The following is a 12,264-nucleotide window of genomic DNA, read 5'->3' on the forward strand; positions in this document are numbered from 1 at the left end:
TGAGGTACCGGTGGACCCGCTCGATCGCATCGACGAACTGATCGCCATGGTGGAGCAGGCCCGCTCCGTCCCGATGTCGCGCAACAACTGCATGGTCGACCGGGGCGAGATGATCGCCGTGCTCGACGAGTTGCGCGCGGAGCTCCCCGCCGACCTGCGGCGCGCCGCCGCGCTGCTGGAGGAGCGGGACAAGATCATGGAGGCCGGCAAGCGCGAGGCCGACCGGATCATCAGCGAGGGTGAGGCGGAACACGCCCGGCTGGTCTCGGTGAACGAGATCACCGTCTCGGCCGAGCACGAGGGCGCGCGGATCATCGCCGAGGCGCGGGCCGAGGCGCAGCGCCTCCGCGAGGAGGTGGACGACTACGTCGACACCGCGCTGGCCAACTTCGAGCAGTTCCTCACCCGGGCGCTGGCCTCGATAGAGCGCGGCCGGGACAAGATGCACGCGCTGCGCGAGATCGGCACCTTCGGCGGGGACGAGGCGGACCGCCCGCTACCCTTCTGAGCGGCGCGCGGGCCGGTCGCCGACAGCCGGCTGCCGTCGGGCCGGAGGTGAACCCCCGGTTCGACGGTTCGCCCGTCTGGCAGGTAACCTTCTTTGTCGGCCTCTCGACGGCCGGAGTCTGACTATGCCCAAACACTCGCCAAGCACACTCGACCCCAGGTCGCCGCTGGTCCTCGACACGAGGGAACTGCCGCGCCGACCTGGTGCGTTGCGTACGCACAAGCGGGTCGTGCCGGCACCGGCGGACCTCGGCGTGGAGTTGATCGGCGTGCCGGAGGGCGCGGACCTCGACCTCGACCTGAGGTTGGAGTCGGTGTCCGAGGGCGTGCTCGTCTCCGGGACCGTCACCGGTCCCGTCAAGGGCGAGTGCGGGCGCTGCCTGCGCGAGATCGACGACTCGTTGGCCGTGACGATCCAGGAGCTGTACGCGTACGAGAACAGCGCCACGGACGACACGACCGACACCGACGAGGTGGGCCGGATGCAGGGCGATCTGATCGACCTGGAGCCGGCGTTGCGGGACGCGGTGGTGCTGGCACTGCCGACCAACCCGCTCTGCCGGGAGGACTGCCCAGGGCTGTGCCCCGAGTGTGGGGTGCACTGGGACGATCTGCCGGCCGACCACAGCCATCAGCAGGTCGACCCGCGTTGGGCGAGCCTGACGCAACTGACCCGTACAGAGGAGTAAGAACCGTGGCCGTCCCCAAGCGCAAGATGTCGCGCAGCAACACCCGCGCCCGCCGGGCGAACTGGAAGGCCTCGGTGGTGGCGACCGTGGCCTGCCCGCAGTGCAAGTCGGCCAAGCTGCCGCACGCCGCCTGCTCCGTCTGCGGCACCTACAACGGTCGTCAGGTCCTCGAGGTCTGACGCGGCTGCCGAGTGACGTCCCCGACCACCGGTCGGGTGACGCGCGCACCAAGGCTCTCGCCCGGTGCCCCGGCTCCCTGCGCCGCCGACCGGCTTCCGGCCGGCGGACCGTCGGAGCCGGGCACCGCGCGGATCGCCGTCGACCTCCTCGGCGGGGACGATGCTCCCGCCGTCGTGGTTGACGGCGCTCTGCGAGCGGTACGCACGGACCCCGCCCTGCACCTGATGCTCGTCGGCCCGATCGAGGTGGCCGACGAGCTGATCGGCGCGCTCGAACCGGCCCAGCGCGCCCGGGTCACGGTCCGCCCGGTGCGGACCGCCGTCGGCATGGCCGACCACCCCACCGCCGCCCGTGGCGAGAGCACGGTGCGCACCGCCGTGCAGGCCGTCCGCGACGGGCTCGCCGACGCGGTCGTCTCGGCCGGCTCGACCGGCGCCACTGTCACCGCCGCCGCGCTCGGCCTGGGCCGCTGGACCGGGATCCGCCGCCCCGCGCTCGCCGCCACGCTGCCCGCCGTCGAGGGACCTGTGGTGCTGCTCGACGTCGGCGGCACGCTCGAACCCGGCCCCGCCACGCTGGCCCGGCACGCCCTCCTCGGCGCCGCCTACGCGTCGGTGGCACACGCCGTCACCGCACCCCGCGTCGGGTTGCTCTCCGTCGGCCACGAGACCGGCAAGGGCGACCGGCTGCGCCGGGTCGCCGCGCCCGCGCTCGCCGCCGCGCCGCTGCCCTGCGACGGCCGCTACGTCGGCCTGGTCGAGGGGTACGACATCTCGCTCGGCGCCCGCGCCGACGTCGTGGTGACCGACGGCTTCACCGGAAACGTCCTGCTCAAGGCCATCGAGGGCGCGTACGCCATGGCCGGCGGCCCGCCGTCGCGCGGTGGCGCCCCGCGTGCCGCGGCCCTGCTCGGGGTGGGCGGCACCGTGGTCGTGTGCCACGGCGCGGCCGGTTCCGAGGACGTCGCCTCCGGTATCGCGCTGGCCGCCCACCTGTGGCGCCGCGACGCCGCCGGGACGGTCCGCACGCTGCTCGCCGGCATCCCGCACGATCTCGCACCTGACCGACACGACACCGAGGTAGCACCATGACCAACGACAAGCGGCGGCGTGCTCCCGTCGGCCACCTGGAGGCGGCCTTCGGGGTGTCGCTCGACCCGGAACTGCTGGAACGCGCGCTGACCCACCGCTCGTACGCGTACGAGAACGGCGGCCTGCCCACCAACGAGCGGCTGGAGTTCCTGGGCGACTCGGTCCTCGGCGTGGTGATCACCACCGCGTTGTTCCACAACCACCCCGACCTGCCCGAGGGGCAGCTGGCGAAGCTGCGCGCCAGCGTGGTCAACATGCGGGCGCTCGCCGACGTGGCGCGTGGCCTGGGCCCGGACGGGCTGGGCGCGTACCTGCTGCTGGGTAAGGGCGAGGAGGCCACCGGCGGACGGGACAAGGCGAGCATCCTGGCCGACACGCTGGAGGCGCTGCTGGGCGCGATCTACCTCCAGTACGGCCTGGACACCGCGGCCATCGTCATCCACCGGCTGTTCGACCCGCTGATGGCCGAGTCGGCGGGCCGGGGCGCGGCGCTGGACTGGAAGACCAGCCTCCAGGAGCTGACCGCCGCGCTGGGGCTCGGCGTGCCCGAGTACCGGATCGAGGGCACCGGGCCAGATCACCTCAAGACGTTCACCGCCTGGGTGGTGGTCGCCGGGAACCGCTACGGCGGCGCGGAGGGACGCAGCAAGAAGGAGGCCGAGCAGCGCGCGGCCGAGTCGGCCTGGCGGACGCTGAACGAGCAGGCCGAGGCCGAGGCGGCGGCGCGGGCCGAGGCCGCGGCCCGGGACGAGGCGGCGGACGTCGAGGCGGGCGCCGGCCGTGCCTGAGCTGCCCGAGGTCGAGACCGTCCGGCAGGGGCTGGCGCAGTGGGTGATCGGCCGGCGGATCGCCGCCGTCGAGGTGCGCCACCCCCGGGCGGTTCGCCGGCACGCGCCCGGTGGCGCGCACTTCGCCGACGTGCTCGCCGGCCGGACGGTCACCGGCGTGCGGCGCCGGGGCAAGTACCTCTGGCTGCCGCTGGACAGCGGCGACGCGGTGATCGGCCACCTCGGCATGTCCGGCCAGCTGCTGTTGCAGCCGGTCGGCGCGGCCGACGAGCTGCACCTGCGGGTCCGGTTCCGGTTCGCCGACGACGGGCCGGAGCTGCGCTTCGTCGACCAGCGCACGTTCGGCGGGCTGTCCGTGTCCGCCGGTGGGGCGGAGCTGCCCGCCGAGATCGCCCACATCGCGCGCGATCCGATGGACCCGGAGTTCTCGGACGAGGCGTTCGTGGCGGCGTTGCGCCGCAGGCGTACGGAGATCAAACGCGCGTTGCTCGACCAGACGCTGATCTCCGGGGTGGGCAACATCTACGCCGACGAGGCACTGTGGCGGGCGAAGCTGCACGGCACCCGCCCGGCCGACGCGCTCACCCGTCCGGCCGCGCTGCGCCTGCTCGGGCACGTCCGGGACGTGCTCGCCGAGGCGATCAAGCAGGGCGGCACCAGCTTCGACGAGCTGTACGTCAACGTCAACGGCGAGAGCGGCTACTTCGACAGGTCGCTGAACGCGTACGGCCGGGAGGGGGAGCCCTGCCCGCGCTGCGGCGCGCCGATCCGGCGGGAGGCGTTCATGAACCGCTCCTCCTACAGCTGCCCGCGATGCCAGCCCCGGCCCAGGGGCACCCTCCGGGGATGACCCCGAGCCGGTTCGGGGTTGCACCGGTGTGCATCGCCGGACGGTCCCCGGAGACGCGCCGGAGCGTACCCGGAGATGCCCTTTTCCGCCCGGTCCGCGCGGCCGGTTCCGGCCGCTCGGACCGCTCCCGCCGGATCGGGGACGAGCGGGGGCCGTTCCCCGATGCCGGGGCCCCGCCTGCTGCCTAGCGTCATCTGGGGTCGGCACAGGGCCGGCATCAGGAGGGTGGAACCCGGGACATGGGCAGGCGACCGGTTACTGTGCGGCTGGCACGGTGGAGTGCGGAGCATCCGTGGCGCGCGATCGCGTTGTGGGTGGTCTTCGTGGCGGTGTGTTTCGTGGGCGGCAGCGCCGCCGGGCTGAACGAGGCGACCGACGAGGATCAGGCGATCGGCGAGTTCGGACAGGCACAGCTGATCGTCGACAGTGGCGGGTTCGACCGGCCGGCGACCGAGAACGTGCTGATCACCGCCCGCTCGAGCTCGCTCGACCAGGCCGCGGCGAAGGCCGCGGCGCAGGACGCGGCGGACCGGCTGCGGCAGGTCGACGGCGTGGCCTCGATCGGTACGCCGATGCCGTCGCGCGACGGCAGCGCGCTGCTGGTGCCGATCACCATGTCCGGCGACCCGGGCACCGCCGGCGACCGGGTGCAGCCGCTGCGGGACACCACCGCGAAGGTGCAGGACGCGCACCCGCGACTGCGGGTGGAGCAGGTCGGCGGCCCGTCCATCGACAAGGCGCTCGACGACACGCTCGGCAAGGACTTCAAGCGCGCCGAGCTGCTCAGCCTGCCGGTGACGCTGGCCATCCTGATCATCGCGTTCGGCGCGCTGATCGCCGCCGGGGTGCCGGTGCTGCTGGCGCTCTCCTCGGTGGCCGCGGCGATGGGTCTGTCCACACTCGCCTCGCACCTGGTGCCGGCCACCGACACCACGGCCAGCGTCATCCTGCTGATCGGCATGGCGGTCGGCGTGGACTACTCGCTGTTCTACGTGCGGCGGGAACGGGAGGAACGGGCGAAGGGCCGGTCCGGCCTGGACGCGGTGGAGATCGCGGCGGAGACCTCCGGGCACGCCGTGGTGGTCTCCGGCACCGCCGTGATCATCTCGATGGGCGGTCTGCTGCTCGCCCAGGACGCGATCTTCTCCTCGCTGGCGGTCGGCTCGATCCTGGTGGTGGCGGTCGCGGTGATCGGCTCGCTCACCGTGCTGCCGGCGCTGCTGGCGAAGCTGGGCCGCTGGGTGGACCGGCCGCGGGTGCCGCTGCTGTGGCGCCTCACCGCCCCGCGTGACGGGCGGGACGGGCAGCCGGCCCGGCCCCGGTTCTGGCCGGCGGTGCTCAAGCCGGCGCTGCGCGCGCCGGTGGCCACGCTGCTGATCTCGGTCGCGCTGCTGCTCGCGCTCGCCGCGCCCGCGCTCGGCATGAAGCTGAAGTTCCCCGGCGCGGAGGACGTGCCACGCACCACCGCCGCCATGCAGGCGTACGACCGGCTCACCGCCGCGTTCCCGAGCAACGGCACCAGCCACACGGTGGCCGTGCGGGCGCCCGCCGAGCAGGCCGACCGGGTGCGGGCCGCGCTCACCGACCTGGCCGGCCGTACCGCCGCCGACCCGCTCTTCGCGCCGGCCGAGGGGGACGGCCCGGAGATCCAGGTGTCGGCGGACCGGCGGGTGTCGGTGCTGGAGGTGGCCACGCCGCACGCCAGCCGCTCCGACGAGGCGTCCCGGTCGTTGCACGAGCTGCGCGAGGACCTGGTGCCCGCCACGCTCGGCGGCATCCCGGGCGTGGAGTACGCGGTCGGCGGCGGCGTGGCCGCCAGCGAGGACTACGCCGCACACATCTGGGCGAAGCTGCCGGTCGTCGCGGCGTTCGTGCTGGCGCTGACGTTCCTGGTGATGGCGTGGACGTTCCGGTCGGTGGTGGTGGCGCTGACCTCGATCGTGCTGAACCTGCTCTCCGCCGGCGCCGCGTACGGGCTGCTGGTGCTGGTCTTCCAGAGCACCTGGGCGGAGGGGCTGCTCGGCTTCACCTCGATGGACGCGATCGTCACCTGGCTGCCGCTGTTCCTGTTCGTGGTGCTGTTCGGACTGTCCATGGACTACCACGTCTTCGTGGTCAGCCGGATCCGCGAGGCGGTCGACCGGGGCATGCCCAACCGGGAGGCGGTGGCGCACGGCATCACCTCCTCGGCCGGTGTGGTGACCAGCGCGGCGGTGGTGATGGTGGCGGTGTTCTCCATCTTCGCCACGCTCAGCATGATCGACTTCAAGCAGCTCGGCATCGGCCTGGCGGCGGCGATCCTGCTGGACGCCACGATCATCCGCGCGGTCGTGCTGCCCTCGGTGATGACGCTGCTGGGCGACGCGAACTGGTGGGCGCCGCGCTTCATGCGCCGCCGTACCGCCGCCCCGGCGGTCGAGCCGCCGCCCGCACCGGCGCCGGAGCTGGTCGGCGCCCGCTGACCCGGCCGGCCGGGGTGGGCTCGACACCCGGTCCGGCCCGTGCCGCCCGCCGAGACGGCATCCACATGTGGCGGGTATGCCTGGGAGTCATAATCATGACTCTCAGGCATACGGCTTCCGTACTTCTGCCCGGCCGGGAGGCTGCGTCGAGGCCGAGGGCAGGCCGCCGGAGGACCTGGCCACCCCGCTGAGCGCGGAACACGCCGAGGCGTCACGGCAGCGCGCACGGCTCCCGCCAGGCGTCCAGCGTCCGATCCTTGCGGATCGAGGCGAAGCCGTAGCCGACCGAGGTGACGCAGAAGTCCGCCGGCTCGCCGGTGTACTCGACGTGGAAGACGGGCTTGCCGGCGTCGACGAACGGCAGTAGCTTCGCGCACTGGCGGCGGCGTACGCACTCCTGGTTGACCGCGAAGTCGAAGTCGGGGGCCAGCGCGGCCACCTGTGTCACGTCGTCGACCAGGCCGGGGGAGAGGCTCAGCTCGCGGGCCAGCCCGGCCAGCCGGCGGTTGAACAGCAGCTGGTCGTCGAAGTCCAGCGGGAAGCCGGTGCGGTGCCGGTAGCCGTCCGCGTCGGCCAGGGCCACCGCGCCGAAGCCCTTGCCGCGGCACAGCCGGAACCGGTCGGCCAGCACCGGCGCGAGCGCGTCCCAGCGCCGTACGTCCAGGAACCGGCTCCCCGGCCGCCCCGGCACCGCGGCGCCGCGCACGGCGGCGGGGAAGCGGGTGGCGTCCGGGTCATCGGCGGCGTACGTGCCGACCCGGACGTGGCAGACCAGCCGGCGGCCCCGCCCGCGCAGCGCGGCGGTCTCGGCCGAGGTGGCCGCCACCGGGTCGAGGAGGAAGACGTCGGCGTCGACAGCGACCTCCACCGGCGTGGTGAGCTGCCACTGCCACCGCCAGCTGTCGGCCTGCGCGGCCGGCCAGGGCGTCGGTGCGCCGGGCGGGGTGATCGGCCGGCGGCAGGCCGGCACCGGGACCAGCAGCAGGGCGGTCAGCGCGAGCGCCACGCCCCGGCGCGGACCACGTCGGCGGACGCGGGCCGGCCGGGGGCGCGGCACGGCCCACACCGGCCGGATCCGCATCGACAGCTCCCCGGACGCGGGCGGCCCGGCGCCGCCCCCGATGGGTCAACGAGCGCCGGGTCGGTCACGACGCGCGGTCAGCGCGGGGTGGCGAAGACCTGCGTCCAGTACGGCCCGTTGCTGCGCGCCACGCCCACCCCGATCTGGGTGTACGAGCAGTTGAGGATGTTCTTCCGGTGGCCCTCGGAGTTCATCCAGCCCTCCATGACCGCGGCCGGGGTCTGGTAGTTCCAGGCCACGTTCTCGCCCACCATGCTGTACGAGTAACCGGCGGCCTTGACCCGGTCCCAGGGCTGACTGCCGTCGCTGCCCGTGTGGTCCATCTTCTTGTGGTCGGCCTGGTCCTGGCTGTGCCGCTGGGCGGCCAGGTTCAGCTTGGCGTTCACGGTCAGTGCCTTGCAGCCGGCCTTGGCCCGCTCCTGGTTCACGATCGTGACGACCTGCTGGAGTTCGGCGCTGAGCCCGGTCGTGGCGGCGGCCTTGGTGCCGGTGCCCCCGGTGCCGCCGCTCGACGAGCCGCCGCCCGGGGCGCTGCTGCGCTCCTGCTGCCGTGACGGCGCGGTGCTGCGGCTCGGCTTCGGCGTGGCCTTCTTCGTCGGGCTCGGCGCGGCGGTGGTCGGTACGGCGGACGGGCTGGCCGGCTCCGGGGCGAGCACGTCGGCGGGCGCCTCCTCGGTGCCCTCGGGCCCCTGCGGCGCGGCGGCCACCGGCGCGTCGGCGGAGGTGCGCTTCGTGCCCTGGTCGCCGCCGGGCAGCAGGACGGCGCCCACGCCGAGGCTCACCACGAGCGTCGCCGCGGCGGCGGCCCCGCCGATCACGAGCGGCCGGGACAGGCGCCGCTTCGGGCGCCGCCGCTCGTCGGCCGGGGTGTCGGTGGCCGGCTGCCAGGTCGCGGTGGGCTGCTCCCAGCCGCCGGCCGGCTGCTCGTGACCGTGCCAGGCGGCCGGCTGCTCGTGACCGTGCCAGGCGGTGGGCTGTTCCTGGCCCTGCCACACCGCCGGCTGTTGCCGGCCCTGCCACGCGGGCTGCTCGCCCTGCCACGCGGCGGTGGGCTGCTCCTCGCCGTTCCAGCGGTCGCGGGGCGGCTGCTGTGTACCGTCGCCGAACAGGTACGACGACCGCGGCTCGGGCCGGTCGCTGAGCCACGCCGGACCCTCGTCGGTCGGCTGCTCGGGGCGTCGGGCGGTGCCCTCCGGGTCGATCGGGTCGTTCCAGCGGTACACGCCTGTCCCCTCCACGGGTCGGTTGCGGGCCGGGGTGACGCTACGGGCGCGTCCGGAGCTGCGGCAACGTGGCTAAGAAAGAGTTAAGGCGAAGCGGGCTCGGAGGGTGCGGCGTTCGCGCGTTCCGGGCGTACAGTAAAGGCGTCCGGACAGAGCGTGTCCGCGCCTTCTGGCAGCCCCCTGACGAGTGGACCGGCCGACGTGGAGATGATCTACGGCCTTGGTCAACTTGACGCCGGAGGGGTTTTCGGCTCAATATGTAGGTGTCGCCAGTCGCGCCCAGTCATGCCCCGATGCAACGGGAATGGCAGCCGCGAACATCATGGGCGCGCGTTGGCCGGCCTTTCCGGCAGCGCACATCAAGGAGTTCAGCATGGCGAAGGCCCTCTACGGCCACGTAAGTGCAGCGCCCGACCGGCGTCTGCTCGACGAGGTCACCCGTCTGCGTGCCAGGGTTCAGGCACTGGAGTTCGAGATCACGCGTCTGCGTGCCGACAACGATCGGCTCGCGGCGGCAGCGGCGGAGGCCGACGACCTCCTCCGTCTTGCCGAGCCCGCGCTGACCTGATCTCCAGTCGCCGGAAAACTGAATCGCACCACACCGAAAAGCGCGCCGACACTCAAGTGCCGGCGCGCAGCCATGTGCGTACCCCTTTTCGTGGTTCCCGCCGTAATTCTCGATCTTGCGAAACCGCCCGGAATTGCGCCCGGTAATTGTGATCATGCATTTCCGTTCCCTCCGCGACGGCCGGGCGGAAAACGGACACCGCGGGCGTCGGGTGGGTCGCGTCGCGGCGACGTCGCGGTCCCGGGTTAGTCTGCGGGTTCACCAGGTCCGCGCAGCCGGCGACGGTACGGCGGCCACCGGACGAGGATCGAGAAGGTGCATCTCAAGAGCCTGACGGTGAAGGGCTTCAAGTCCTTCGCCTCTGCCACGACGTTGAAGCTGGAGCCCGGGATCACCTGCGTGGTGGGCCCGAACGGCTCCGGCAAGTCCAACGTCGTCGACGCCATCGCCTGGGTGCTCGGCGAGCAGGGCGCGAAGGCGCTGCGTGGCGGCAAGATGGAGGACGTCATCTTCGCCGGCACCGCCGGGCGGGCGCCGCTGGGCCGGGCCGAGGTCACCCTCACCATCGACAACACCGACGGCGCGCTGCCGATCGAGTACACCGAGGTCTCCATCACCCGCCGGATGTTCCGGTCCGGCGAGAGCGAGTACGAGATCAACGGCGACTCCTGCCGCCTGCTGGACATCCAGGAGTTGCTGTCCGACTCCGGCATCGGCCGCGAGATGCACATCATCGTCGGGCAGGGCCGGCTCGACGGCATGCTGCACGCCAAGCCGGAGGACCGGCGGGCGTTCATCGAGGAGGCGGCGGGCGTCCTCAAGCACCGCAAGCGCAAGGAGAAGGCGCTGCGGAAGCTCGACGCGATGCAAGTGAATCTCAACCGCCTGACCGACCTCACCGCCGAGCTGCGCCGCCAGCTCAAGCCGCTGGGCCGGCAGGCCGAGGTGGCCCGCCGCGCCGCCGCGATCCAGGCCAACCTGCGCGACGCCCGGCTGCGGCTGCTCGCCGACGACCTGCACACGCTGCGGACCACGCTGGACAAGGAGATCGCCGACGAGACCGCGCTGCGCGAGCGGCGCGAGCTGATCGAGGCCGAGCACGGCGAGGTGCAGGGCCGCCTCGGCGAGCTGGAGGCGGCGCTGGCCGAGGACGCCCCGCTGCTCGCGGCGGCGCAGGACACCTGGTACCGCCTCTCCGCGCTCCAGGAGCGGTTCCGCTCGATCGAGCAGTTGGCCCGGGAGCGGCTGCGTCATCTCAGCGCCGCCGGCGACGACGAGCGCCCCGGGCGCGACCCGGAGCAGCTGGAGGCGGAGTCGCGGCGGATCCGCGAGCAGGAGGAGGAACTGCGCGCCGCGCTCACCGAGGACCAGATCCGCCTGGCCGAGGCGGTCGAGCACCGACAGGAGCTGGAACGCCAGCTCGCCGCCGCAGAGCGGGAGCTGGTCGCCGCCGCGAAGGCGATCGCCGACCGGCGCGAAGGGCTGGCCCGCCTCACCGGCCAGGTCAACTCCGCCCGCGCGCGGACCACGAGCGCCGGTGAGGAGATCGAACGGCTCGCCGCCGCGCACACCGACGCGCTGGGCCGCGCCGAGAAGGCGCAGGCCGACCTGGACGCGGTCGCCGAGCAGTCCACAGAGGCCGACCGGGACAACGCCGACCTGGACGCCCGGCACGACGAGGCGGTGGCCGTGCACGAGCGGGCCCAGGCGGCGGTGCGCAGCCTGACCGACGGGGAGCGCGCCGCCGAGAAGGACGCCGCCACCTGGAAGGCCCGCGAGGAGGCGCTCGCCATGGGCCTGCGCCGCAAGGACGGTGCCGGTGAGCTGCTGGCCCGCGCCGACCAGGTGCCCGGCCTGCTCGGCAGCCTCGCCGGGCTGCTCACCGTCGCCCCCGGCGACGAGGCGGCGCTCGCCGCCGCGCTGGGCGGCCTGGCCGACGCGGTGGCGGTCAGCGGCGTGGACGAGGCGGTCGAGGCGATGCGGCTGCTCAAGATCTCCGACGCCGGGCGGGCCGGGCTGCTCGTCGGCAGCCCCGCCGGACCGGGCATGGACGGCTCCGCCGACGCGCTGCGCCCGAAGCTGCCCGAGGGCACCCGCTGGGCCCCCGACCTGGTGGAGTGCTCGGCCGCGATCCGCCCCGCCGTGCACCGGGCGCTGCGCGACGTGGCGCTCGTCGACGACCTGGCCGCCGCGTCCGCGCTCGTCGCGGCGAACCCGGAGCTGCGCGCGGTCACCCCGGACGGCGACGTGGTCGGCGCGTACGCGGCTGCGGGCGGGTCGGCCAAGGCGCCCAGCTTCATCGAGGTGCAGGCCGCCGTCGAGGAGGCGCGGGCCAACCGGGCCACCGCCGAACGCACCGCCGCCGAGCTGCGGGAGCAACTGGCCGAGGCGCGCGCCGAGGTGGCCACCGCCAAGGAGGCCGTGCAGCACGCCGCCGCCGCCAAGCGGGAGGCGGAGAGCCACCGCAACGCCGCCGCGCGCCGCCTCGCCGAACTGGGCGCCGCCGCCCGCTCGGCCAAGGCGGAGACCGACCGGCTGGGCGAGTCCCGTTCCCGCGCCGAGGCGGCCCGGGAACGGGATCTCGCCGCGCTCGCCGAGCTGGAGGAACGGCTGCGGCTGGCCGAGGCGACCCCGATCGACGCCGAACCGTCCACCGAGGAACGCGACCAGCTCGCCGCCATGGTGCCGCAGGCGCGGCAGAACGAGATGGAGGTCCGGCTCGCCGTGCGTACCGCCGAGGAGCGGGTGGCCTCGATCGCCGGGCGGGCCGACTCGCTGGCCCGGCAGGCCACCGCCGAGCGGGCGGCGCGGGAGCGCGCCGCCGC

11 protein-coding genes are annotated in these 12,264 nt (G+C 74.0%); 9 read left to right on the plus strand and 2 right to left on the minus strand.

Annotated features, from left to right (window positions below; translation table 11 throughout):
• Positions 1-10 precede the first annotated feature (10 nt).
• From AB0D28_RS26610 to AB0D28_RS26640, 7 genes are all read left to right on the plus strand, one after another.
• Positions 11-508, plus strand: a complete 498-nt coding sequence (locus AB0D28_RS26610; RefSeq protein ID WP_262014767.1) for a hypothetical protein — start codon at positions 11-13, stop codon at positions 506-508.
• Between the two features lie 124 nt (positions 509-632).
• Positions 633-1,196 carry a YceD family protein gene (locus AB0D28_RS26615; RefSeq protein ID WP_013474351.1) on the plus strand — a complete coding sequence of 188 codons (564 nt, stop codon included), beginning with the start codon at positions 633-635 and terminating at the stop codon, positions 1,194-1,196.
• Positions 1,197-1,201: 5 nt separating this feature from the next.
• Positions 1,202-1,375 (plus strand): 50S ribosomal protein L32, encoded by a 174-nt coding sequence (gene rpmF, locus AB0D28_RS26620; RefSeq protein ID WP_073830392.1) that lies wholly within the window; start codon positions 1,202-1,204, stop codon positions 1,373-1,375.
• A gap of 132 nt (positions 1,376-1,507) precedes the next feature.
• Positions 1,508-2,467 carry a phosphate acyltransferase PlsX gene (locus tag AB0D28_RS26625; protein WP_357390119.1) on the plus strand — a complete coding sequence of 320 codons (960 nt, stop codon included), beginning with the start codon at positions 1,508-1,510 and terminating at the stop codon, positions 2,465-2,467.
• On the plus strand, positions 2,464-3,255 hold the full coding sequence (gene rnc / locus AB0D28_RS26630; RefSeq protein WP_357390103.1) for a ribonuclease III: 792 nt from the start codon (positions 2,464-2,466) through the stop codon (positions 3,253-3,255). Before AB0D28_RS26625 ends, rnc begins: the two co-directional genes overlap by 4 nt.
• Positions 3,248-4,105, plus strand: a complete 858-nt coding sequence (mutM, locus tag AB0D28_RS26635) for a bifunctional DNA-formamidopyrimidine glycosylase/DNA-(apurinic or apyrimidinic site) lyase (RefSeq protein WP_357390105.1) — start codon at positions 3,248-3,250, stop codon at positions 4,103-4,105. Before rnc ends, mutM begins: the two co-directional genes overlap by 8 nt.
• Before the next feature lie 239 nt (positions 4,106-4,344).
• Positions 4,345-6,567 carry an MMPL family transporter gene (locus AB0D28_RS26640; RefSeq protein ID WP_357390107.1) on the plus strand — a complete coding sequence of 741 codons (2,223 nt, stop codon included), beginning with the start codon at positions 4,345-4,347 and terminating at the stop codon, positions 6,565-6,567.
• A 211-nt stretch (positions 6,568-6,778) separates the two neighbouring features.
• Here the strand turns inward: AB0D28_RS26640 and AB0D28_RS26645 are convergent, their stop codons facing one another.
• Both AB0D28_RS26645 and AB0D28_RS26650 read right to left on the minus strand, forming a co-directional pair.
• Positions 6,779-7,648 carry an endo alpha-1,4 polygalactosaminidase gene (locus AB0D28_RS26645; RefSeq protein WP_357390109.1) on the minus strand — a complete coding sequence of 290 codons (870 nt, stop codon included), beginning with the start codon at positions 7,646-7,648 and terminating at the stop codon, positions 6,779-6,781.
• Positions 7,649-7,725: 77 nt separating this feature from the next.
• Complete coding sequence (locus tag AB0D28_RS26650) at positions 7,726-8,871, minus strand: CAP domain-containing protein (RefSeq protein WP_357390111.1); 1,146 nt, start codon at positions 8,869-8,871, stop codon at positions 7,726-7,728.
• A gap of 373 nt (positions 8,872-9,244) precedes the next feature.
• Here AB0D28_RS26650 and AB0D28_RS26655 point away from each other — a divergent pair, with 373 nt between their 5' ends.
• The gene (locus AB0D28_RS26655; RefSeq protein WP_013284566.1) at positions 9,245-9,439 is read left to right on the plus strand and encodes a hypothetical protein; all 195 of its coding nucleotides are present in this window, start codon (positions 9,245-9,247) and stop codon (positions 9,437-9,439) included.
• Positions 9,440-9,754: 315 nt separating this feature from the next.
• Positions 9,755-12,264: chromosome segregation protein SMC (gene smc / locus AB0D28_RS26660; protein ID WP_357390113.1), on the plus strand; the 2,510-nt coding region annotated here is incomplete at its 3' end.

Origin of the sequence: Micromonospora sp. NPDC048169 (genome assembly GCF_040652815.1) — a bacterium.
Classification (GTDB): domain Bacteria; phylum Actinomycetota; class Actinomycetes; order Mycobacteriales; family Micromonosporaceae; genus Micromonospora.